We start from the raw sequence: 22,116 nt of genomic DNA, 5'->3' as shown, positions 1-22,116 counted from the left end.
TGGTAAACGAAACATGGATGAGCGCGTACAAGAAAGGATATGTAAGAAAATAGGCGAATTATTACGAATGTTGGAGTGTGAAAATTGTGATTTCAGGTTTTGACATGAAACGAAATGGGACACGTGTTCTCCCGAGGCCTCGATTGACATAGAGAGTTAAATCCTGCATCGTATAGAAGCCTTCAATATAGTCTTTGGCGAGTGATGGCGTAATAATAGCCCCTAAAAAAGGAATTTGTACTTGTCCGCCATGGCTATGACCAGAAAGTTGCAAGTTGATTGGATATTTGGAAATTTGCGGCGCGATATCTGGCTCGTGAACAAGAACGATGTTATAAGTATTTTGCCGTGCATGTTGTAATGTTTTCTCTATTTTTGGCTTGCCTAGTAGTATATCATCGAGACCGAAAATAGAAATTTCACTATTATCCATTAGACGAATTCTTTTTTTACTATTTAGCAATAGTTCAAATCCTGATTCACGCATGATGTGCTCATAGTATTCAGTTCCATATCCACCGTGATCATGGTTACCATAAATAGCGAATTTACCGAAGGGGGCTTGTATATTTTTTAAAATGGATGCGACAAAAGGAGTGTCAGTATACGTTTGATAATTATCAATGAGATCTCCGGTAAAAAGGACAATATCTGGATTTACAGCATTAATTTTAGAAACAACTTGAGATAAATGTTGAAGCGAGAAATAGTATCCGAGATGTAAATCGCTGAATTGAAGAATTTTCATACCATGAAAACTTTTTGGGATGAGTTGTGATTTTAATGTGTGCTGTGTAAAAGAAATGAAATGGGGTTCTATATATTTAGCATAGTAGTATCCGATGCCACTGGTTATAAATGAATAGAGACAAGTACGCATACCAATTTTTAAAAAATTTCTTCTTGTAATGTGCGTCATAAAAATATGAGTATACCTCAATGTTTTTATTCCATTTACAGGCTACTCAAATCTCCTTTCAGTTTATTTAAAAATATACTTTACATAATAAAAAATTAGTATAGATTACGAAAAAAATGAATAAAAAGAAAGTTCTTTACATTAAAATATCAGAAAAGTTTAAAAATATAAAGATTTCTATCAAATAAAGTGATAAAATGAATGTGTATTCATTTTTTTGGAGGGGATGTATGTGAAAGAAAAGGTAGTTATTATAACAGGTGGATCGAGTGGAATGGGAAAAGGAATGGCGACTCGCTTTGCAAAAGAAGGGGCACGAGTTGTTATTACAGGACGTACAAAAGAAAAACTAGAGGAAACAAAGTTGGAAATTGAACAATTTCCAGGGCAAGTATTACCTGTACAAATGGATGTAAGAAATACGGATGACATTCAGAAAATGATTGAACAGATTGATGAGAAGTTTGGTCGAATTGATGTTTTAATAAATAATGCAGCTGGAAACTTTATTTGTCCAGCAGAAGATTTATCCGTGAATGGCTGGAATTCGGTCATTAATATTGTATTAAACGGTACATTTTACTGTAGCCATGCTGTCGGAAAATATTGGATTGAAAAAGGTATAAAAGGGAATATCATTAACATGGTAGCAACATATGCATGGGATGCAGGTCCAGGAGTTATTCATTCGGCTGCAGCGAAGGCAGGAGTATTAGCGATGACGAAGACGCTCGCTGTTGAGTGGGGACGTAAATATGGAATACGAGTTAACGCTATCGCTCCAGGACCAATTGAACGTACGGGCGGTGCTGATAAATTATGGATTTCAGAAGAAATGGCTAAGCGTACGATACAAAGTGTTCCGCTTGGAAGGCTGGGTACGCCAGAAGAAATCGCTGGTCTAGCTTATTATTTATGCTCAGATGAAGCTGCGTACATAAATGGAACTTGCATGACAATGGATGGCGGACAACATTTACATCAATATCCATTTTAAAAGGGATAAAAAAATGAATGTTTGATTCATTTTTTTACGGTTAAATGTGACGGAATTGTGACATATGAAAGAAAAGTGTTTACAAGAGGTCATATATACGTTATATTTAAGACCTCTTTTTTCTTCATAGTAGAATTGCTAATTCCCCTTAGCATTTTACCCCTCTAATCCCTTCAGGAAAACTGAAGGGATTTTTTATTATTTTTCCGTAAATATCATGTTATAATTTTTGAAAAGTAAAGGGAGGGAAGCACGTTGATAGATGCATTAGATGTAATGAGTAACTTGGATAAAGTCCTTCCTTATTATCAAGCTATTTTTAGTGCTGATGAGCATACTGTAATTGGATATGAAGTAGTAGGACGTATTCAAACAGAAGAGGGCATACAAAGTTTAGCTTCTTTCTTTCACGATGATTCGATTCCAAGTGAATTTCAACTGGAAGCGGATAATATTATAGTAGAAAAAGCTTTAAATCGTTATTTAGAAAGCGATCAAAAATTATTATTATTTATACATCGGAATGCTAATGTATTAATGAATGATGATGATGAAAGCTTGCTTCAACTTTTATTGAGGTATGAAGAACAAGGTTTAAATTTAAAACAAATTGTTTTAGAGATTACAGAGCATGAATGTAAAGAAGATATAGAGCAATTTAATCATTTGCTTATGTATTATCGTACATATGGTATTCAAATTTCGATTAATAAAGTCGGAACGGGTACAAGTAATTTAGAGCGTATTAGCGTGTTAGCACCTGATATTTTAAAAGTAGATTTAACGAACTTAAGGCAAACAGCACTTTTACAATCTTATCAAGATATTTTATATTCTTTATCATTACTTGCTAGAAGAATTGGTGCAACTTTATTATATGAAGAAATAGATGCTTTTTATCAACTGCAATATGCTTGGAAGAACGGCGGAAGATATTATCAAGGTAATTATTTAAAAGAATGTTTACCTGATTTTATTGAAACGAATGTTTTGAAAGAGCGACTAGGTAATGAATGTCATCAGTTTATTCAGCATGAAAAGAAGAAGTTACAAAAAATTTATAATTTAACAGAGATGTTACGCGATCGCATTGGCGATGTTTTATCAAAACAAAAAAAGAATGAAGATATAAATGATTGGTTATTACAATTTAGTCAAAGTGTATCACAGTGTAGTTTTCGTATATTTATTTGTAATGAAGATGGTTTCCAACAATCAGGAAATGTTATGAAAAAAGATGGAGAATGGATTGTGATGCCGGATTATTATATGAAGAACTGGAGCTGGCGCCCGTATTTTCTCGAGAATATAATGAAAATGCGTTTTGAGAATAAGGCGAGGCTTTCAGATTTATATGCAGATATTGAAACGGGAGAAATGGTACGAACATTTTCTTTCCCGATTGATGATGACAACTTTTTATTTATAGATTTATCTTATGAATATTTATATGAAGAAGATGTTTTATTTTAATGCACGAAGAGATTCGTGCATTTTTTGTTTGTTTTTATCATAAATTGGTAATAGTGAAAATGGTGATGAAAATGCTGTCTATCGTTGTAAAGATTTTACGAACGAAATCTGTCCTTTCTTTGCATAATCATTGTTACAATGAATACTACAAAGACAAGTTCTTTTAAAAGGAAGGTGAAAAAATGAGGAAATATGGAATATGGCTTGTTCTATTTGTATGTGTTGCCTTTCTAGTTGGTTATAGTGTTACGACTGTTTTAGGAAAAGAGGAAGTGGAAGTCGATCGGAAAGAAGTATTTACAACGATACAAAAAGGCTATGAAACCCAGTTTTCAATTCGTGGGAAGCATTTGCCGATGAATAAGATGATAGAGACGTTATCACCGTATTTTACAGATAATTTCCTTCAAGTATTTACAGATGAAAATAGCAGAAGTGATAAACAAAGTGGTGAATATTTACTTCCGGCAAAAGAAGCACCGTTTTCTTTTAATTCAGAAACGAAAATGTCGTATGATGAAGAACATAAAAATTTATATGTATACGAGCGGACAAAAAGTGGACAATATCAAATTGTAACATTGAAAAGGGATCAAGATAAATGGAAGTTAGCAGGATATCATGAAAGTCAGGAACTTTTAACTGAAATAAAAAGGTTGCAACAATTATAAAGTGAAACTTTTAATTAGTGGGAGTTTTACTACCTACAAACAGCGGGATAAGAATAGGAATAGGTATTTACCTATTCCTATTCCTATTCTATATTGAGTAGTTGTTGTAACTTTTCAATTTGAAAACCTGCAACTACTTCGCCATCAATTACGACTGTTGGAGTTGAATAGGAATCATAGTCGTTTAAAAGACGATTGCGAGCAGCAGCGTCTTTTTTTACGTCAAATTCTTCATATGCAACGTTATTATGCTTCAAAAATTCTTTTACAATAACACATGGCGGACAATCGGGTTGTGTATAAACCTCAATTTTTTTCATTGTAATTCCTCCTTTTTTCTGTTTTTTATTATATTCTTCCAGTATAAAAACCGCAATAATGAAGGAGAAATATGTTCTTTCTGTTTTTTCCTTCGCATTTCGACAAATTTTTAGTTGAGTTTCTGGCCAATAACCTTTATCCTAGAGTGTGGAACATTTTTTCTGTTATGACGGATAGAATGAGTATAGCTGTAAAACCTATTGGTAGGAAGATCAGAGAAAGGAGAGATTTCATGTCTCTACTCCAAGGAATTTTAACTCGACTTGTTAGTCTACAAGAACAAGCTGAAAGCGGTGAAGTAGCACAACGCTATTTTGAAGTGAACGGTGAGCGCAAATGTAGCGTGAAATTTTTCGATAAAAGTGAAATGTATGAGTTAGAAGTGTATCAACAAGGTGAAAAACCTCAAGTATATCAATTCGATAATATCGACATGGTTGCAATTGAGATTTACGATATCATTTCTTGATACATATAAAAAAGGTACTGCCACATGGCAGTACCTTTTTTAGTTCTATTACTTTCTAGCATAATGTATAGAAGTTTTTTATTTTTCCTACAATGGTATTAAAATGAAAATTTAATCCGTGCAAGTTTGCTTATCCATGTGGATAATTAGTCCCGTCAACCGGGTGAATATGTGAAGCTAAACTTCTCACTATCGCTGGGTTTTGCAAATAGCGGGAGAAATATAACTAGGAGGTTATCGTATGGAACGTTTACCAGTTGTGATTTGTCCTAATTGTCAAAGTTCTGCTGAGATTATTCATGTATTAACGGCTCAATCTAATCAAAATGTAATTTATACGTGCCAAGTTTGTCACTTTGTAATTCGAAATATTGAAACGAATAAAGGATAGGAAGTTATAATTTTAGTTTTTGTCCCATACAATGAGAATACGAAAAGTCTGTCTAATTGAAAGGACGTGACTCTGTGGACGGTGCACATAAATTTTACAATGTTTCAGAGAGACATTTAAATTTTGATATGGTCTTTAACCGTATTTGTAGTTTCATTGAAAAGGATCCGCGAAATTTGTATCGATTATCCATTGGGACAGACTCGCAAGCGCATCAAAAGGATACGAGGTTTATTACAGCAATCCATATTCATCGTGTTGGAAAAGGTGCCTGGGGTTGTTTACACCATAAATCAGTAAAAGATAAGCCAGCGACCTTACGTGAGAAAATATATTTAGAAACGCAGTTTAGTCAAGAAATCGCATGTCTATTTACGCCTACTCATATACAAACAATATGGGAGTTATTGCATCCTTATGCTCAAGATGGGGCTGGATTCATAATGGAAATTCATTTAGACATTGGGAATGATGGCTTAACAAAAGAATTTATTTTAGATATGACAGAAAAAATTCGAGCGATGGGATTAACTGCAAAAATTAAGCCGGATGCTTATGCGGCGTTTAGCTATGCAAATCGATATACGAAATGATTTTTTTGTATGTGTACGATTGTTACATATCTTTAAACGAAAACTGAATATTACATCTATTAAATAGGTTGAATTTTTTATATAATAAGAGTAACGATGCGAGTGTAAGGAGAGGGGTATATGCAAAGGGAAGTTGTTTTAACGAAGGAAGAAGAAAGTTTACTACTAGATATTTTATTTCAGCAAAATTACGCAAGTGAAATTTTAGCTGTGGAACTTACAGATATTGAGAATGGTTTGAAACAGACAGATGTGATGCAATATAAAAAAATCACAAGGTTATTTTACAGATTAAAAAATAAAGGGTATTAAGCGCTACCGGAATGGTAGTCTTTTTTTTGTGCGGTATGCTAAAATAGCTGTGTGATTGTATTTTTATTGAAATAAATTTAGGACAAAATAATAATATGAAAACGCTGTCATAAAATGTGAATAGAGTTGTGAACATAAGCAGGAAAAAGGGAAAATGGGGGATGTAATATGATTAGTATTCCGAAAGACGAATTTCAACAAATTCTTGTGAAGGATTTAATGATTTCATCGGAAAAAGTAGCTCATGTCCAAATTGGAAATAGTTTAGAACATGCTTTACTCGTTCTTGTAAAATCTGGATATTCAGCGATACCTGTCTTAGATCCAATGTATAAACTACATGGTTTGATTAGTACTGCCATGATATTAGATGGTATGTTAGGATTAGAACGTATTGAGTTTGAAAGGCTCGATGATATGAAAGTAGAGCAGGTGATGAAAGAAGATATACCTGTTCTTAAATTAGACGATTCATTTGCAAAGGCTTTAGAAATGACAATTGATCATCCTTTTATTTGCGCTGTTAATGAAGAAGGCTATTTTGAGGGGATTTTAACACGTCGGGCTATTTTAAAATTGTTGAATAAGAAAGTAAGGCAACATAATCGATAAAGTGAAAAAAGTGACTTCATAGAAACGAAGAAGTCACTTTTTTTTCGTGCATATCACTTGTGTATGTATTATATTTAAAAAGACATAAAACATAAGGAAAGTTTGTGCTGGACAATTGTATTTTCTGAATGAAAGCATTCGGGTAAATTAAGGATGAAAAGCTTATTGAAATAAGGTGTATGGAAGCTAAGGAAAGAGGGAGAAAGTTGCAAATTGATGATTTTCAAATGATGGTTGTGTTAGCTCAGGAATCAAATATGAGAAAAGCGGCGGAACGTTTATTTGTTTCCCAACCTGCGCTGAGTCAACGATTACAATCTATGGAGAAACAATGGGGAATGAAGTTTTTTATTCGCTCACAAAAAGGATTGACAATTACACCTGAAGGGGAAAAAGTTGCAAATTATGCCAAAGAAATGTTGCAAAGGGAAGAAGATATAAAAAGTGAGCTGGCTGTTTTCAGAACGGAAACTCATGGAACGTTAAAAATAGCTGTTGCATCAGTTATTGGTCAATATTGGCTCCCTCCTGTTTTGAAAAAGTTTGTGCATAAATATCCTTCTGTAAAGATATCGCTGTTTACTGGATGGAGTAGTGAAGTGCAAAAGCAGTTTTATGAAGGAGACGTGCATGTTGCTATACTGAGGGGAACACAAGAATATAAAGGTCAGAAGCAACAATTATTTGAAGATGAACTGTATTTAGTTGATAAAGAAATAAAAGATATTTCGATGTTAAAAGAAACAAATAGGCCGTTCATTCAATTTAAAAGTGACTCGACTTATTATGGACAAATACAAAATTGGTGGTATGGTTTATTTTCTAATCCGCCTAAGCGAACGATTGTAGTTGACCAAATTGAAACATGTAAACAACTTGTTTTAAATGGTATAGGTTATGCCCTTTTACCTTCTACTGTTTTAAAGGAAGTACAGGAAAATATGTATAAAACACCTGTTCAACTGACGAGAGAAACATGGTTGTTAACAAGTGACTCGGCAAGGCAGTTGAAGCAAGTACAAGCATTTTTAGAAATTATAGAAGAAATTCAAAGGGGAAAATAAGATTATTATCTTGCTACTCGCTCTTTCGTTTGGTAGAGTAACATTATAAATGGATTTAGGAGGCAACAAGAATGAAAATGATGGACGCTAACGAAATTATTTCGTTTATTCAAAAAAGTGAAAAGAAAACTCCTGTAAAGGTATACATAAAAGGGGATTTAAAAGAAGTAACATTCCCTGAAACAGTACAAGCATTTGTGAATAAAAAATCAGGTGTATTATTCGGAGAATGGTCTGAAATTAAGACAATTCTTGATGAGAATAATAAGCACATCGTTGACTACGTTGTAGAAAACGATCGTCGTAATTCTGCAATCCCAATGCTTGATTTAAAAGGTATTAAAGCTCGCATCGAGCCAGGTGCTATTATTCGTGACCATGTTGAAATTGGTGACAACGCTGTAATTATGATGAATGCAACAATTAACATTGGTGCTGTAATTGGTGAAGGTTCTATGATCGACATGAACGCAGTACTTGGTGGACGTGCAACAGTCGGTAAAAACTGTCACGTAGGTGCAGGTGCTGTACTTGCAGGTGTTATTGAGCCACCTTCTGCAAAACCAGTTATCGTTGAAGATGATGTAGTAATCGGTGCAAATGTAGTTGTTTTAGAGGGTGTTACAGTAGGTAAAGGTGCAGTTGTAGCAGCGGGAGCTGTTGTAACAGAAGATGTGCCTCCATACACAGTTGTTGCAGGTACTCCAGCACGTGTAATTAAAGAAATTGATGAGAAGACAAAAGCAAAAACAGAAATTAAACAAGAGCTTCGTCAATTAAACCCAGAGAAATAAAAAGTAAAAAAAGCGTAAGAGCGTAAATGGGCTCTTACGCTTTTTATAGATAGAGGTGCAAAAATGACAGTAAGCAAATTTGTCCAAATTCGTAGAGATCTACATAGAATTCCAGAAATCGGATTTAAGGAATGGAAAACACAACAGTATATTTTAGATTATATAGGAACACTTTCTCATGAATTTGTGGAAGTGAAGACATGGAAAACGGGTGTAATCGTTAAAGTAAATGGAAAAAATCCCGAAAAAATAATAGGTTATCGTGCAGATATAGACGGTTTACCAATTACAGAGGAAACTGGATACGAGTTTGCTTCTATTCATGAAGGAATGATGCATGCATGTGGCCATGATGTACATACAACAATCGGTTTAGGCCTTCTAACGAAAGCTGTGAGCGAAAGAATAGATGATGACCTTGTATTTCTATTCCAGCCAGCAGAAGAAGGACCAGGCGGTGCTCTTCCTATGTTAGAAAGTGAAGAGTTAAAAGAATGGAAACCAAATATAATTCTTGGTCTTCATATTGCACCAGAATACGCTGTGGGGACAATTGCAACGAAAGAAGGACTGTTATTTGCCAATACTTCAGAATTATATATTGATTTAAAAGGGAAAGGTGGCCATGCTGCCTATCCACATACTGCAAATGACATGATTGTTGCAGCGAGTCATCTTGTTACACAGCTTCAATCCGTTATTAGTCGCAATGTAAATCCTCTTGATAGTGCAGTAATTACAATCGGGAAAATTACTGGTGGTACGGTTCAAAATATTATTGCAGAAAAATCTCGTTTAGAAGGAACGATTCGAACATTATCAGTGGAATCAATGAAGCGTGTGAAAAGCAGAATTGAGTCAATTGTTGCAGGTATCGAAGCTTCTTTCCAGTGTGAGGCGATTATAGATTACGGAGCAATGTATCATCAAGTATATAACCATGAAGAGTTAACGAGAGAGTTTATGGAATTTGTACATAAACAAACTGATATGAATGTTATTACATGTACTGAGGCAATGACGGGTGAAGATTTTGGTTATATGCTTCGAGAAATCCCTGGATTTATGTTTTGGCTTGGAGTAAATTCAGAATATGGTTTACATCATGCAAAATTAAAACCAGACGAAGAAGTGATTGAAAAGGCAATTACATTTTTAAGCCAATATGTAAAGTGGAAAGGGAATAGAAAATAAAACTTCCACTTTCTTGAAGGTTCCAAAAAACTTTTTGTTCTGAGGTGTAAGTAACGCTCGTATAGATTGATTTTAGACATTGACATACAAATGGAAGAATTAAAGTTAATTGTACTGTTTTAATAATGAGCAGGGGGGTTAGCCACTGCTCATTATTAATTATTTGACTAACTTATATATGTTTACTTTTAGTATGAAAAGTGTGTAAAATCAATGTGAAACATAGAAAAAAGGGTGGGGAATTACGTGCAAATTAGCAGTGCGATTTTATGTTTCGTCTTATATGCGTACGTTATTATTGCGGCGGTTTATTTTGGGATAAGTTTTTATGCCTATCGTCTAGTAGATAATAATGAATATGACGAAACATACAAATGGGTGAAGAGATATTTATCACCTGTACTAGAAATTATGAATGGGTTTGTGCTCTTTTTATTTATTGGATTAATTGCTTTTTCAACGAGTTTAGTAGGGAATAAAACTACGTTATTTGTATTGGGTATCATTATTTTTATGTTGTTAGGAATAAGGATTGGTAATACGGTCTTTTGGAATGAAAGAAAAGTAGATGGTTGGACGGGAATGTTAATTCCGTGCATGTTAGCTGCAATCGTGACAAATATAGAGCATGAATATTATCAATTACATTTTTGGCTTATTATCGTTTTAACAATTCTTTCTGTTTTGTATATAAGCACAGTAGTACTAACATATATTGCACATGAAAAAGGAGATGTTAAAGGCACTCGTTTCTTTAGAGGACGGGCATTATTTTGGAGTGTGCCGACGATGGTAGTTATCGCGCTTATTGCGATATTAGTAAATGGATATCAATTTTCTAATTGGCAACTATTTTTAGAAAATTGGTGGATCTTTATCTTTTCGTTTATTGCTTTTTTAGGTGCAACGCATTATTTATTCCATCAACATCATTACATATGGGCGTTGTTATTTGCATTCACACAGCTTCTATTTGCCTTTTTTGGTCAAGAAACATTATTATTCGTTTTTGAAACATTTAGTTCTTTTGGAAATATATTTGTATTTGCTATGCTACTTGTTGGTATCGCTTTTTACTTGCAACAATATTTTTATATACAAAAACAAAAATAAGAGCTAATTACAGTTTTTGTGACGCATATAAAGTGTGTTACACTGAAAATAAATAGTACTTGAAGTTATTGGAGGAATTCCCGTGGGTGAGAAAGAAAAAGAATTTGCTGTCATTGGACTTGGTCGCTTTGGTGGAAGTATTTGCCGAGAACTAGCTCAATTAGGAATGGAAGTAATGGCAATCGATTCAGATGAGGATAAAATTAATGAATTTGCAAATATAGCTTCGCATGCTGTAATTGCAGATTCAACAGATGAGATGGTATTAAAAAGCCTTGGTATTCGAAATTTTGATCACGTAGTCGTTGCTATTGGAGATAATTTAAATTCAAGTATTTTAACGACTTTGATTTTGAAAGAGTTGGGTGTAAAAAATATTACTGTAAAAGCTCAAAATGATTATCATGAAAAAGTGTTAAGTAAAATAGGTGCAGATCATATTGTGCATCCAGAACGTGATATGGGAAAAAGGATTGCTAATAATATTGCATCAAGCAATGTGCTAGACTACCTTGAGCTTTCAGATGAGCATAGTATTGTAGAGATTATTGCGAATAAAAAAATTGATGGGCACTCTTTAATTGAATTAGATATTCGTGCGAAGTTTGGATTGAATATTGTAGCAATTAAACGAGGCAAAGAAGTTATCGTATCCCCTCGAGCTACGGAGAATATTCAAGCAGGAGATATATTAATTGTCATTGGTCATGACGATGAAGTGGATCGATTTAAACACTTTTTAAGATAAGAGAAAAGAAAAGGACAATGCCTTCATGGCATTGTCCTTTTCTTATATTTCCATAATGATTGGTAAAATCATTGGACGGCGTTTCGTTTTCTCATATAGGAATGGAGCTAATGTGTCTGTAATTTCATTTTTAATTTCAGACCATTGTGTTGTTTTACGCTCCATTACTTTTTCTAAATGAGTTGTAATTAATGTTTGTGCATCATTGATTAAATCGCTACTTTCACGCATGTAAACGAAACCGCGTGAGATGATATCAGGTCCTGCTGCAACTTTAAATTCTTTCATATCAATGCTTACAACTACAATTACAAGTCCTTCTTCAGAAAGGATACGACGATCGCGTAATACGATATTGCCAATATCTCCAATACCGTTTCCATCAATGTAGACCGAACCAGATGGGATTTTTCCAGCTACGCTAGCTTCATCCGAACGTAAAGCAAGAACATCGCCATTATCCATAATGAAGCAATTTTCTTCAGGGATGCCACAATCATTTGCTATGTTCATGTGCATACGCTGCATACGATATTCACCATGAATTGGCATGAAGTACTTCGGTTTAATTAGACGTAACATTAACTTTTGTTCTTCTTGTCCACCGTGTCCACTTGTATGGATATTTGAAAGTTTCCCATGAATTACATCAGCGCCAGCGCGGTACAACATGTTAATTGTACGACTTACGCTAATTGTATTTCCTGGAATTGGTGAAGAAGAGAAAACAACTGTATCTCCAGGAATAATTTGAATTTGGCGGTGTGTACCGTTTGCAATACGTGAAAGTGCTGCCATCGGTTCACCTTGACTACCTGTACATAAAATAACAACTTTATTAGCTGGTAAGCGGTTTAGTTGAGATGCATCTATGAATGTATCTTTCGGGCAACGAATATAACCAAGGTTTTGTCCAATTTCAATCGCTGCTTCCATACTTCGACCAAACACAGCTACTTTACGGTTGTTTTCAACAGCAGCTTCAACAACTTGTTGTAAGCGGTGAATATTTGATGCAAAGGTTGCGAATATAATCCGTCCTTCTACTTTACGGAAAATGTCTTGAATGCTATCACCAACGCGACGCTCAGACATAGTAAAGTTTGGAACTTCACTGTTCGTACTATCAGATAATAGACATAGTACGCCATCTTTACCGATTTCAGCCATTTTTGTTAAATCAGCTGGTTCACCAACTGGTGTGAAGTCAAATTTGAAGTCACCTGTATGAACGACTTGACCTTGAGGTGTTTTCACAACAACGCCGTACGAATCTGGAATACTGTGAGTTGTACGGAAGAAGGATACAGACGTTTTTTTGAATTTAATAACGTCATCTTCTTGAATCTCGTAAAGTTTTGCTTTACGAAGTAAGCCGTGTTCTTCTAGTTTGTTTTTGATGAGTGCAATTGCTAATTTTCCGCCGTAAATTGGAATGTTCACTTGACGTAATAGGTAAGGGATTCCGCCGATATGATCTTCGTGACCATGTGTAATGAATAACCCTTTAATTTTATCTTCGTTTCGCACAAAATAAGTGTAGTCTGGTATTACATAATCGATTCCGAGAAGTTCGTCCTCTGGAAATTTAATTCCAGCATCAATTATAATAATTTCATCTTGAAATTGAACAGCGTATGTATTTTTACCGATTTCACCAAGCCCACCGAGAGCAAATACAGCAACTTGGTCGTTTTTTAGAAATTTCATATCGCTATACGATTTCCGCTAATGTTAAATCAGCGTTTTCTTTTTCATATTCAAGATGAGCGCCAGTAACAGACTGAACAAACTCGATATTATATGCGAACTTATTTAATTTTGTACGAACATCCTTTTCAGACGTAGCCTCTAAATATAAAACTTTTGTATTTTCACGTACTGGAACCTCAGTTAATTTTTCTTGATAAAATACTTTAAAAATCATTTGGAAAACCTCTCCTTGTCTATGTTTTGCATTATCTGTTACTTATTATAAAGCAAACAGTCACGATTTTCATGTTTTTTCGAATGAGAATGAAGAAAAAGCCCGAAATGGGCACAATTTAAGCGACTGTCTTTTTACGGACTAGACCATTTAAATAACGCTTGAGCTTTTTCTTCAGCTTCTTCAGCATGATTACTCCTTCCTTTCCTTATTTTAAACATGCCTATTACTAGTGAAAACTCTATCTCTGATATAAGAGATAGGACAAAAGTGAATGGTGAATCTTGTCCTTTCCCATACAGTGAAAGTTATTCTATAGTAACGATTAGTAGCCGTTAGTTATAGGTATAGTATGAGGAAGAATGGAAAAGAAAATTCATACGAACAAGTATCCACATGTTTTACTAATATATATATGCAAAGTTTACAAATAAGGTCAGAAAGGGAACGCTTTCTTCACAGATGTTTAATATGTTATACTTTTTTTTAGAATTTGAAAAGTGATATTCAAAATAGGAATATAGAGTGCCAGAAAGGATTTTGACAAATGAATGATAAAATTGTCTTTTTTGATATTGATGGAACATTATTAGATCATGATAAAAAAATTCCGCAATCTACACGAGATGCAGTAAAACAGTTACAAGAAAAAGGTGTACATGTAGCAATTGCGACAGGGCGCGCGCCATTTATGTTCGAAGATATTCGTAAGGAACTTGATATACATAATTATGTTAGTTTTAATGGACAATATGTTGTCTTTGAAGATGAGGTAATATTTAATAATCCGTTACATCCAGATGCTTTACATAAGTTTACTCAGTTTGCAAAACAAGAAGGATATCCACTTGTATATCTTGACCATCAAGATATGAGAGCATCAGTGGAATATCATGATTATGTGAAAGAAGGCTTTGGAAGCTTAAACTTTGAGCATCCAGCATATGAGCCTAATTTTTATGAGGAACGTAATATTTATCAAACACTACTTTTTTGTGAAGTAAATGAAGAGGAAAAGTTTATTAATCATTATCCAGATTTTCATTTTATTCGTTGGCATGCATATTCAATGGATATCATTCCGAATGGTGGTTCTAAGGCAAAAGGAATTGAGAAATACATTGAAAAGTTAGGTTTTAATCGTGATCAAGTGTATGCATTTGGAGATGGCTTAAATGATTTAGAAATGATCGAAGCCGTTGGCACAGGTATTGTGATGGGAAATGGCCATGAAGACTTGAAAAAACTTGCAAATCATGTGACAAAGGATGTTAATGAAGACGGTATATATCATGGACTAAAGTGGGCTGGATTGCTATAAGTGAATATGGAACCCATTTCATAATAAAAAGGCGGAAGATTAACTTCCGCCTTTTTATTATTATCGCTCTAGAGGTTTGGAATCATCAGGAGCGGCAAAAGGATTTTCTTTATTGATATGGTCATAGAACATAACGCCATTTAAATGGTCAATCTCGTGCTGAAATACGATTGCTGGTAAACCTTTTAAACGTAATTTTACTTCTTCTCCGTTAATAGAAGTTGCTTTTACTGTAATTCTTGTATAACGAGGAACATAACCAGGTACTTCGCGGTCTACAGATAGACAGCCTTCACCACCCTGTAAATATGTACGTTCAACAGAATGGCTAATGATTTTTGGATTGAATAATGCATGGCTATATAATGTACCATCCGCATCGGTTACATGAACTGCAATCATTTTTTTTGAAACACCGATTTGCGGAGCCGCTAATCCGATTCCAGGGCGTAAACTATATTTTTCAGCCATTTCAGGATCTTGGCTATTTATTACGAATTCAATCATTTCTTTTAAGGTAGTTGTATCTTCTTCGCTTGCCGGTAAGGACACCTCTTCTGCAACGTTGCGCAAAATAGGATCTCCTTCGCGAATAACATCTTTCATTGTAAGCATATGTAATCTCTCCTTTCCTCTTTAGTCTACCAAAGGAGATGGAAAAAGTCATCGGCAAGAAAGGGAAGGCATTTTGGAAATCGTTCTATTATAGAGTAGTTATGTATGTGGTAAACAGAAAAAGACGGCAAAGCCGTCTTTTTCTTTCCATAGTTGTTTCGTTTTACAATTAGCGAATGCAAGCAGCACCAACGATAATTAAAAGAATAAACAACACAACGATTAAGGCGAAGCCGCGTCCAGACCCGCCACAAGAACCGCCATAACCGTAGGAAGGATATGAACAAGTTGGATAGCAATATGAGTATCCGTACATGAGATGACCTCCTTTATCATTTCCCGCTAATACTGCGGTTACTATAATGTATGGAAGAGAGGGTAGAAATGTATAGGTATTTACCTAAAAAAGGAAGAGTAGTTTGTATATTTTTGTTACGAAGAGAGAAAAACTAAAGAGAATTAAATCGTTTACATATTATTCTAAGAGAAAAAATAAGTGAAAAAGGGAATAATATAACAGTAGGTCAATGCTTACTAATACAGATGTAAAAAATAAAAACACGTTTGTGTAGTAGAAACCTGCATATTATTTATAAAAAAACGTATTCAAAGTAATTGACATCGTAATTAGAATAGTTGTAAACTAAAAAACGTGATCAAGATTGTATTAATATGTTTCTGAAAAAACATTAGTACAGATTGTTAGGTACACAAAATTATTCTCAACCGACATACAAACATGTTGGTTTACATCGTTGCGCTTTTTAAACTGGAAAATAGCCAGTGAAAGCGTTTCAGAATATGGTTCAAGAGAGGAAGAGGTGAACGGAATGGGTACTAAAACAAAAAAGACCCTATTTAATGTTGATGAGCAAATGAAAGCTATCGCAGCTCAATTTGAAACATTACAAATTTTAAATGAAAACGGTGAAGTTGTGAATGAAGCAGCTATGCCTGAATTATCTGATGATCAATTAAAAGAATTAATGCGTCGTATGGTGTATACTCGCGTATTAGATCAACGTTCTATTTCTTTAAACCGTCAAGGACGTTTAGGTTTCTACGCACCTACAGCTGGACAAGAAGCTTCTCAATTAGCAAGTCATTTCGCACTTGAAGCAGAAGACTTCATCTTACCAGGATACCGTGATGTACCACAATTAGTATGGCACGGATTACCATTATACCAAGCATTCTTATTCTCTCGTGGACACTTCATGGGTAACCAAATGCCTGAGAATGTAAATGCATTAGCTCCACAGATCATTATCGGTGCGCAAATCATCCAAACTGCTGGTGTTGCGTTAGGTATGAAACTACGTGGTAAAAAATCTGTTGCAATTACTTACACTGGTGACGGTGGTGCTTCACAAGGTGACTTCTACGAAGGTATGAACTTTGCAGGTGCATTCAAAGCTCCAGCAATCTTCGTTGTTCAAAACAACCGTTATGCAATCTCTACTCCAGTAGAAAAGCAATCTGCAGCTAAAACTGTAGCACAAAAAGCAGTAGCAGCAGGTATTTACGGAATTCAAGTAGACGGTATGGATCCATTAGCTGTATACGCAGCAACTGCTTTCGCTCGTGAGCGCGCAGTAAATGGCGAAGGCCCTACTTTAATCGAGACTTTAACATTCCGTTACGGTCCACATACAATGGCTGGTGATGACCCAACTCGTTACCGTACAAAAGATATCGAAAACGAATGGGAACAAAAAGACCCAATCGTACGCTTCCGTAAGTTCTTAGAAGCTAAAGGCCTATGGTCTCAAGAAGTTGAAGAGACAGTAATCGAAGAAGCAAAAGAAGATATCAAACAAGCAATTGCTAAGGCTGACCAAGCTCCAAAACAAAAAGTAACTGATTTAATGGAAATCATGTACGAAAAAATGCCTTACAACTTAGCTGAACAATATGAAATCTACAAAGAAAAGGAGTCGAAGTAAGCCATGGCTCAAATGACAATGATTCAAGCAATCACTGATGCTTTACGCGTTGAAATGAAAAATGACCCTAACGTACTTGTATTTGGTGAAGACGTTGGTGTAAACGGCGGTGTATTCCGTGCTACTGAAGGTTTACAAGCTGAATTTGGTGAAGATCGTGTAATGGATACTCCACTTGCAGAGTCTGGTATTGGTGGACTTGCAGTTGGTCTTGCACTTGAAGGATTCCGTCCAGTTCCAGAAATCCAATTCTTCGGTTTCGTTTATGAAGTAATGGATTCAATTTCTGGTCAATTAGCTCGTATGCGTTACCGTTCTGGTGGACGTTGGACTGCTCCAGTAACAGTTCGTTCTCCATTCGGTGGTGGTGTTCATACTCCTGAACTTCATGCTGATAGCTTAGAAGGATTAGTGGCTCAACAACCTGGTCTAAAAGTTGTTATTCCATCTACTCCATACGATGCTAAAGGTCTTTTAATCTCTGCGATTCGTGACAACGATCCAGTTATCTACTTAGAGCATATGAAATTGTACCGTTCATTCCGTCAAGAGGTACCAGAAGGTGATTACACAATTGATTTAGGTAAAGCTGATATCAAACGTGAAGGTACAGATGTATCTGTTATCGCTTACGGTGCTATGGTTCACGCTGCATTAAAAGCTGCTGAAGAACTTGAAAAAGAAGGTATCTCTTTAGAGGTTGTTGACTTACGTACAGTTCAACCATTAGATATCGAAACAATCATCGCTTCTGTTGAAAAAACAGGTCGCGTAGTTGTAGTTCAAGAAGCTCAAAAACAAGCTGGTATTGCAGCTAACGTTGTAGCGGAAATTAACGACCGTGCAATCTTAAACTTAGAAGCTCCAGTTGTACGTGTTGCAGCTGCTGATACAGTATTCCCATTCTCTCAAGCAGAGAGCGTATGGTTACCAAACCACAAAGATATTGTTGAAGCTGTAAACAAAGTAATGAACTTCTAATTTTTAGCTTTTCATGTGCAAAAGAAATCAGCACATGCTGGTTTCTTTTGTACATATTCCATAATAATGAAATGAATCAGGGGGCTGAATTCCGTGGCATTTGAATTTAAACTACCAGATATCGGTGAAGGTATCCACGAAGGTGAAATCGTAAAATGGTTTATTAAACCAGGCGATGAAGTAAACGAAGACGATGTACTTCTTGAAGTACAAAATGATAAAGCAGTAGTAGAAATCCCTTCTCCTGTTAAAGGTAAAGTACTTGAAGTACTTGTAGAAGAAGGAACAGTTGCAATCGTAGGAGATACATTAATTAAATTTGATGCTCCTGGATACGAAAACCTTAAATTTAAAGGTGACGATCATGATGAAGCTCCAAAAGCTGAAGAAGCAGCAGTAGAAGCTCCAGCAGCGGAAGCTACTCCAGCAGCAACTGCAGAAGTAGTAAATGAGCGCGTAATCGCTATGCCATCTGTTCGTAAATACGCTCGTGAAAAAGGTGTAGACATTCATAAAGTAGCTGGTACTGGTAAGAATGGCCGTATCGTAAAAGCTGACATCGATGCATTTGCAAATGGTGGACAAACTGTAGCAGCAACTGAGGCTCCAGCAGCAGTAGAAGCTACTCCAGCAGCAGCGAAAGAAGAAGCACCAAAAGCACAACCAATCCCAGCTGGTGAATATCCAGAAACTCGTGAGAAAATGAGTGGTATCCGTAAAGCGATTGCGAAAGCAATGGTTAACTCTAAACACACAGCTCCTCACGTAACATTAATGGACGAAGTAGATGTAACAGAACTTGTTGCTCACCGTAAGAAGTTCAAAGCAGTAGCAGCTGACAAAGGTATTAAATTAACTTACCTTCCGTACGTTGTTAAAGCTTTAACATCTGCATTACGTGAATACCCAATGTTAAACACTTCTTTAGACGATGCATCTCAAGAAGTAGTTCATAAACATTACTTCAATATCGGTATCGCAGCTGATACAGACAAAGGTCTATTAGTACCAGTTGTTAAAGATACAGATCGTAAGTCTATCTTCACAATCTCTAACGAGATCAATGATCTTGCTGGTAAAGCACGTGAAGGTCGTCTAGCTCCAGCTGAAATGAAAGGTGCTTCTTGCACAATTACAAACATTGGTTCTGCAGGTGGACAATGGTTCACTCCAGTTATCAACCACCCAGAAGTAGCAATCCTTGGTATCGGCCGTATCGCTGAAAAACCAGTTGTGAAAAACGGTGAGATCGTTGCAGCTCCAGTATTAGCATTATCTCTAAGCTTTGACCATCGTTTAATTGACGGTGCAACTGCTCAAAAAGCGTTAAACCAAATTAAACGTCTATTGAATGACCCACAATTATTAGTAATGGAGGCGTAATAACAATGGTAGTAGGAGATTTCCCAATTGAATTAGATACAGTCGTTGTTGGTGCAGGTCCTGGTGGATACGTTGCGGCAATTCGTGCAGCACAATTAGGTCAAAAGGTAGCAATCATTGAAAAAGCTAACCTTGGTGGCGTATGCTTAAACGTTGGATGTATTCCTTCAAAAGCGTTAATCAATGCAGGTCATCGTTATGAGAATGCAATGCATTCTGATGACATGGGTATTACTGCAGAAAACGTAAAAGTTGACTTTACAAAAGTTCAAGAATGGAAAAACGGCGTAGTTAAGAAATTAACTGGCGGTGTTGAAGGCCTTCTTAAAGGTAACAAAGTTGAAATCATTCGCGGTGAAGCTTACTTCGTAGATGCTAATACATTACGCGTTATGACTGAAGATGCAGCTCAAACTTATACGTTTAAAAATGCTGTTCTTGCAACTGGTTCTACACCAATCGAAATTCCAGGATTCAAATACTCTAAACGTGTTATCAACTCTACAGGTGCTTTAAGCTTACCTGAAATTCCTAAAAAACTTGTTGTAATCGGCGGCGGTTACATCGGTATGGAATTAGGTACTGCATATGCTAACTTCGGTACAGAAGTTACTGTAGTAGAAGCTGGCGATGAAATCTTAGCTGGTTTCGAAAAAGCTATGAGCTCTGTTGTTAAACGTGCTCTACAGAAAAAAGGTAACGTAAATATCCATACAAAAGCTATGGCTAAAGGCGTTGAAGAAACAGAAACTGGCGTAAAAGTTAGCTTTGAAGTTAAAGGTGAAATCCAAACTGTAGAAGCAGATTACGTATTAGTAACTGTAGGTCGTCGTCCAAACACTCAAGAAATCGGTCTTGAGCAGGTTGGAGTTAAAATGACTGACCGCGGCATCATCGAAATCGATGAGCAATGTCGTACAAATGTACCAAACATCTATGCAATCGGTGATATCGTTCCTGGACCACCATTAGCTCACAAAGCTTCTTACGAAGGTAAAGTAGCTGTAGAAGCAATTAGTGGCCATGCATCAGCTATCGATTACATCGGAATTCCTGCAGTATGCTTCACTGATCCAGAATTAGCATCTGTTGGTTACACTAAAAAACAAGCTGAAGAAGCTGGAATGACTGTAACTGTATCTAAGTTCCCATTCGCTGCTAACGGTCGTGCATTATCATTAAACAGCACTGACGGTTTCTTACAACTTGTAACACGTAAAGAAGATGGTCTTCTTGTAGGTGCTCAAGTTGCAGGTGCAGGTGCTTCTGATATTATCTCTGAGATTGGTTTAGCTATCGAAGCTGGAATGACAGCTGAAGATATCGCTCAAACAATCCATGCTCACCCAACATTAGGTGAAATCACAATGGAAGCAGCTGAAGTTGCTCTTGGAATGCCAATTCACATTGTAAAATAATTTAAGTAATGTAAATAGCCCTTCTCTTATTGTAAGAGAGGGGCTATTTTTATTTTCATCAAATGACTTGCAAGGTCTTTAAACGTACTTGTCGAATGAATATATAATACTTTAACAAATGATTCCGGCTTAACTTACTTCAAAGGTAATATATATCATCCTATAATATGTAATTGATTCAAACGTACCCCCATATATTAATAAAATAGAGCATGTCAAAGGAGAAGGTTCCATGAAAATATTACATGTTATATTTTATCATTTACTACTATGGAGTGGCTTTTCCACTGTATTAACATTATCGAATGGTGATAAGTTTCATTATAAAGTTATTCTTTTTTTCGTATTTCTATATTTAGCCTATGTAATAGCATATTTTGTATTGCACGTAAGAAAGCAAGCTTTATTTCTTACATGTTCGAATTGTATATTATTTTTAATCATATTATCTATTTTTTAAATTAGCGTTTATAAAAATACATTGTTCGTCCATTAAATAATTGTAACTCTCCTTCTAATTTCTTCGCTAAAAAACGGCAAAATTCATTTGCTTTCCCTTTGTCACCAAATGTTGCATTAGGTGGTAAAGAAACTTGGATGAAAGATTGTTCATTTTCTATACCAACACCAATATAAATTGAGTCATACCGGTCGTGATTGGATTGAAGTTTTAATGTTGTTGTAGATGTATCTAAAATTTCATAAGGAAAAGCGGTATTTGTATACGTGTAATTAATTTGGGCACCAGTTTTAGAAGTAACTGTTTTATAATAATGAAAAAGTTGTTTTATATCATCTATTGAAACTGATTGTTGGTTGGATTTCGGTACAAGCGTAATAAAGGCGTGTTGCAT

At 35.5% G+C, this 22,116-nt stretch carries 26 protein-coding genes; 19 read left to right on the top strand and 7 right to left on the bottom strand.

What is annotated here, in order from left to right; genetic code table 11:
* Nucleotides 1–61: 61 nt before the first annotated feature.
* Nucleotides 62–919: a metallophosphoesterase gene (locus GD442_RS19220; RefSeq protein ID WP_002026257.1), complete on the bottom strand. Its 858-nt coding sequence runs from the start codon at nt 917–919 to the stop codon at nt 62–64.
* 232 nt (nt 920–1,151) lie between these two features.
* On the opposite strand from GD442_RS19220, the gene fadH reads away from it, so the two are divergent.
* From fadH to GD442_RS19205, 3 genes are all read left to right on the top strand, one after another.
* On the top strand, nt 1,152–1,916 hold the full coding sequence (gene fadH / locus GD442_RS19215; protein WP_000660913.1) for a 2,4-dienoyl-CoA reductase: 765 nt from the start codon (nt 1,152–1,154) through the stop codon (nt 1,914–1,916).
* A 255-nt stretch (nt 1,917–2,171) separates the two neighbouring features.
* On the top strand, nt 2,172–3,389 hold the full coding sequence (locus GD442_RS19210; protein ID WP_000564306.1) for an EAL domain-containing protein: 1,218 nt from the start codon (nt 2,172–2,174) through the stop codon (nt 3,387–3,389).
* A 182-nt stretch (nt 3,390–3,571) separates the two neighbouring features.
* Complete coding sequence (locus GD442_RS19205; RefSeq protein ID WP_001233804.1) at nt 3,572–4,060, top strand: DUF3993 domain-containing protein; 489 nt, start codon at nt 3,572–3,574, stop codon at nt 4,058–4,060.
* Between the two features lie 83 nt (nt 4,061–4,143).
* On the opposite strand, the gene GD442_RS19200 is transcribed toward GD442_RS19205, so the two are convergent.
* Nucleotides 4,144–4,380 (bottom strand): glutaredoxin family protein, encoded by a 237-nt coding sequence (locus GD442_RS19200; protein WP_000717873.1) that lies wholly within the window; start codon nt 4,378–4,380, stop codon nt 4,144–4,146.
* A gap of 233 nt (nt 4,381–4,613) precedes the next feature.
* On the opposite strand from GD442_RS19200, the gene GD442_RS19195 reads away from it, so the two are divergent.
* From GD442_RS19195 to GD442_RS19155, 10 genes are all read left to right on the top strand, one after another.
* Nucleotides 4,614–4,850 carry a YkuJ family protein gene (locus GD442_RS19195; RefSeq protein ID WP_000055151.1) on the top strand — a complete coding sequence of 79 codons (237 nt, stop codon included), beginning with the start codon at nt 4,614–4,616 and terminating at the stop codon, nt 4,848–4,850.
* Between the two features lie 241 nt (nt 4,851–5,091).
* Nucleotides 5,092–5,241: a hypothetical protein gene (locus tag GD442_RS27835; protein WP_000440540.1), complete on the top strand. Its 150-nt coding sequence runs from the start codon at nt 5,092–5,094 to the stop codon at nt 5,239–5,241.
* Between the two features lie 74 nt (nt 5,242–5,315).
* Nucleotides 5,316–5,834, top strand: coding sequence for a ribonuclease H-like YkuK family protein (locus GD442_RS19190; RefSeq protein ID WP_000348488.1), 519 nt, complete (start codon nt 5,316–5,318; stop codon nt 5,832–5,834).
* 120 nt (nt 5,835–5,954) lie between these two features.
* Nucleotides 5,955–6,146 (top strand): antirepressor AbbA, encoded by a 192-nt coding sequence (gene abbA / locus GD442_RS19185; RefSeq protein ID WP_001188692.1) that lies wholly within the window; start codon nt 5,955–5,957, stop codon nt 6,144–6,146.
* Between the two features lie 168 nt (nt 6,147–6,314).
* Nucleotides 6,315–6,758, top strand: a complete 444-nt coding sequence (gene cbpB, locus GD442_RS19180) for a cyclic-di-AMP-binding protein CbpB (RefSeq protein WP_000623579.1) — start codon at nt 6,315–6,317, stop codon at nt 6,756–6,758.
* Nucleotides 6,759–6,937: 179 nt separating this feature from the next.
* Nucleotides 6,938–7,822: a transcriptional regulator CcpC gene (locus tag GD442_RS19175; RefSeq protein ID WP_002026259.1), complete on the top strand. Its 885-nt coding sequence runs from the start codon at nt 6,938–6,940 to the stop codon at nt 7,820–7,822.
* Nucleotides 7,823–7,893: 71 nt separating this feature from the next.
* The gene (gene dapD, locus GD442_RS19170; RefSeq protein ID WP_000783241.1) at nt 7,894–8,616 is read left to right on the top strand and encodes a 2,3,4,5-tetrahydropyridine-2,6-dicarboxylate N-acetyltransferase; all 723 of its coding nucleotides are present in this window, start codon (nt 7,894–7,896) and stop codon (nt 8,614–8,616) included.
* Between the two features lie 63 nt (nt 8,617–8,679).
* On the top strand, nt 8,680–9,810 hold the full coding sequence (locus tag GD442_RS19165; protein ID WP_000218672.1) for an N-acetyldiaminopimelate deacetylase: 1,131 nt from the start codon (nt 8,680–8,682) through the stop codon (nt 9,808–9,810).
* A 246-nt stretch (nt 9,811–10,056) separates the two neighbouring features.
* A complete protein-coding gene (locus tag GD442_RS19160; protein ID WP_001167324.1) occupies nt 10,057–10,923 on the top strand; it encodes a cytochrome c oxidase assembly protein in 867 nt (288 codons plus the stop codon).
* Between the two features lie 82 nt (nt 10,924–11,005).
* On the top strand, nt 11,006–11,671 hold the full coding sequence (locus GD442_RS19155) for a potassium channel family protein (RefSeq protein WP_000504032.1): 666 nt from the start codon (nt 11,006–11,008) through the stop codon (nt 11,669–11,671).
* 42 nt (nt 11,672–11,713) lie between these two features.
* Here GD442_RS19155 and rnjA read toward each other — a convergent pair whose 3' ends face one another.
* Nucleotides 11,714–13,381 (bottom strand): ribonuclease J1, encoded by a 1,668-nt coding sequence (gene rnjA, locus GD442_RS19150; protein ID WP_000670377.1) that lies wholly within the window; start codon nt 13,379–13,381, stop codon nt 11,714–11,716.
* A 4-nt stretch (nt 13,382–13,385) separates the two neighbouring features.
* Nucleotides 13,386–13,598: a DNA-dependent RNA polymerase subunit epsilon gene (locus GD442_RS19145; protein ID WP_000576435.1), complete on the bottom strand. Its 213-nt coding sequence runs from the start codon at nt 13,596–13,598 to the stop codon at nt 13,386–13,388.
* A gap of 547 nt (nt 13,599–14,145) precedes the next feature.
* Between GD442_RS19145 and GD442_RS19140 the strand changes: the two genes are divergently transcribed.
* Nucleotides 14,146–14,919, top strand: a complete 774-nt coding sequence (locus GD442_RS19140) for a Cof-type HAD-IIB family hydrolase (protein ID WP_000998268.1) — start codon at nt 14,146–14,148, stop codon at nt 14,917–14,919.
* A 60-nt stretch (nt 14,920–14,979) separates the two neighbouring features.
* Here GD442_RS19140 and def read toward each other — a convergent pair whose 3' ends face one another.
* Together def and GD442_RS19130 are read right to left on the bottom strand one after the other, a co-directional pair.
* On the bottom strand, nt 14,980–15,534 hold the full coding sequence (def, locus tag GD442_RS19135; RefSeq protein WP_000957048.1) for a peptide deformylase: 555 nt from the start codon (nt 15,532–15,534) through the stop codon (nt 14,980–14,982).
* 169 nt (nt 15,535–15,703) lie between these two features.
* Nucleotides 15,704–15,850 carry a YjcZ family sporulation protein gene (locus tag GD442_RS19130; RefSeq protein ID WP_000274562.1) on the bottom strand — a complete coding sequence of 49 codons (147 nt, stop codon included), beginning with the start codon at nt 15,848–15,850 and terminating at the stop codon, nt 15,704–15,706.
* A 514-nt stretch (nt 15,851–16,364) separates the two neighbouring features.
* Between GD442_RS19130 and pdhA the strand changes: the two genes are divergently transcribed.
* From pdhA to GD442_RS19105, 5 genes are all read left to right on the top strand, one after another.
* On the top strand, nt 16,365–17,480 hold the full coding sequence (gene pdhA, locus GD442_RS19125; protein ID WP_000536895.1) for a pyruvate dehydrogenase E1 component subunit alpha: 1,116 nt from the start codon (nt 16,365–16,367) through the stop codon (nt 17,478–17,480).
* Nucleotides 17,481–17,483: 3 nt separating this feature from the next.
* Nucleotides 17,484–18,461: a pyruvate dehydrogenase complex E1 component subunit beta gene (pdhB, locus tag GD442_RS19120; RefSeq protein WP_000068168.1), complete on the top strand. Its 978-nt coding sequence runs from the start codon at nt 17,484–17,486 to the stop codon at nt 18,459–18,461.
* 93 nt (nt 18,462–18,554) lie between these two features.
* Nucleotides 18,555–19,844: a pyruvate dehydrogenase complex dihydrolipoyllysine-residue acetyltransferase gene (pdhC, locus tag GD442_RS19115; RefSeq protein ID WP_000863419.1), complete on the top strand. Its 1,290-nt coding sequence runs from the start codon at nt 18,555–18,557 to the stop codon at nt 19,842–19,844.
* A gap of 5 nt (nt 19,845–19,849) precedes the next feature.
* Nucleotides 19,850–21,262 carry a dihydrolipoyl dehydrogenase gene (gene lpdA, locus GD442_RS19110; RefSeq protein WP_000260104.1) on the top strand — a complete coding sequence of 471 codons (1,413 nt, stop codon included), beginning with the start codon at nt 19,850–19,852 and terminating at the stop codon, nt 21,260–21,262.
* A gap of 232 nt (nt 21,263–21,494) precedes the next feature.
* Nucleotides 21,495–21,722 carry a hypothetical protein gene (locus GD442_RS19105; RefSeq protein WP_000697469.1) on the top strand — a complete coding sequence of 76 codons (228 nt, stop codon included), beginning with the start codon at nt 21,495–21,497 and terminating at the stop codon, nt 21,720–21,722.
* Nucleotide 21,723: 1 nt separating this feature from the next.
* Here GD442_RS19105 and GD442_RS19100 read toward each other — a convergent pair whose 3' ends face one another.
* Nucleotides 21,724–22,116, bottom strand: coding sequence for a DUF1885 family protein (locus tag GD442_RS19100; RefSeq protein ID WP_001163299.1), 393 nt, complete (start codon nt 22,114–22,116; stop codon nt 21,724–21,726).

Origin of the sequence: Bacillus sp. A260 (assembly GCF_009861435.1) — a bacterium.
GTDB lineage: Bacteria > Bacillota > Bacilli > Bacillales > Bacillaceae_G > Bacillus_A > Bacillus_A cereus.
The sequence above is the reverse complement of the archived record's forward strand: the minus strand, read 5'-3'. Positions and strand labels throughout refer to the sequence as shown.

Bases quoted from the DNA above. Each gene is read 5' to 3' on its own strand.
- GD442_RS19140 (WP_000998268.1), top strand. From the start codon at position 14,146: ATGAATGATAAAATTGTCTTTTTTGATATTGATGGAACATTATTAGAT.
- GD442_RS19220 (WP_002026257.1), bottom strand. From the start codon at position 919: ATGACGCACATTACAAGAAGAAATTTTTTAAAAATTGGTATGCGTACT.
- GD442_RS19100 (WP_001163299.1), bottom strand. From the start codon at position 22,116: ATGCAACACGCCTTTATTACGCTTGTACCGAAATCCAACCAACAATCA.
- GD442_RS19105 (WP_000697469.1), top strand. From the start codon at position 21,495: ATGAAAATATTACATGTTATATTTTATCATTTACTACTATGGAGTGGC.
- GD442_RS19200 (WP_000717873.1), bottom strand. From the start codon at position 4,380: ATGAAAAAAATTGAGGTTTATACACAACCCGATTGTCCGCCATGTGTT.
- pdhB (WP_000068168.1), top strand. From the start codon at position 17,484: ATGGCTCAAATGACAATGATTCAAGCAATCACTGATGCTTTACGCGTT.
- pdhA (WP_000536895.1), top strand. From the start codon at position 16,365: ATGGGTACTAAAACAAAAAAGACCCTATTTAATGTTGATGAGCAAATG.
- rnjA (WP_000670377.1), bottom strand. From the start codon at position 13,381: ATGAAATTTCTAAAAAACGACCAAGTTGCTGTATTTGCTCTCGGTGGG.
- GD442_RS19145 (WP_000576435.1), bottom strand. From the start codon at position 13,598: ATGATTTTTAAAGTATTTTATCAAGAAAAATTAACTGAGGTTCCAGTA.
- abbA (WP_001188692.1), top strand. From the start codon at position 5,955: ATGCAAAGGGAAGTTGTTTTAACGAAGGAAGAAGAAAGTTTACTACTA.
- GD442_RS19195 (WP_000055151.1), top strand. From the start codon at position 4,614: ATGTCTCTACTCCAAGGAATTTTAACTCGACTTGTTAGTCTACAAGAA.
- dapD (WP_000783241.1), top strand. From the start codon at position 7,894: ATGAAAATGATGGACGCTAACGAAATTATTTCGTTTATTCAAAAAAGT.
- cbpB (WP_000623579.1), top strand. From the start codon at position 6,315: ATGATTAGTATTCCGAAAGACGAATTTCAACAAATTCTTGTGAAGGAT.
- GD442_RS19175 (WP_002026259.1), top strand. From the start codon at position 6,938: ATGGAAGCTAAGGAAAGAGGGAGAAAGTTGCAAATTGATGATTTTCAA.
- GD442_RS19165 (WP_000218672.1), top strand. From the start codon at position 8,680: ATGACAGTAAGCAAATTTGTCCAAATTCGTAGAGATCTACATAGAATT.
- GD442_RS19130 (WP_000274562.1), bottom strand. From the start codon at position 15,850: ATGTACGGATACTCATATTGCTATCCAACTTGTTCATATCCTTCCTAC.
- lpdA (WP_000260104.1), top strand. From the start codon at position 19,850: ATGGTAGTAGGAGATTTCCCAATTGAATTAGATACAGTCGTTGTTGGT.
- GD442_RS19205 (WP_001233804.1), top strand. From the start codon at position 3,572: ATGAGGAAATATGGAATATGGCTTGTTCTATTTGTATGTGTTGCCTTT.
- def (WP_000957048.1), bottom strand. From the start codon at position 15,534: ATGCTTACAATGAAAGATGTTATTCGCGAAGGAGATCCTATTTTGCGC.
- GD442_RS27835 (WP_000440540.1), top strand. From the start codon at position 5,092: ATGGAACGTTTACCAGTTGTGATTTGTCCTAATTGTCAAAGTTCTGCT.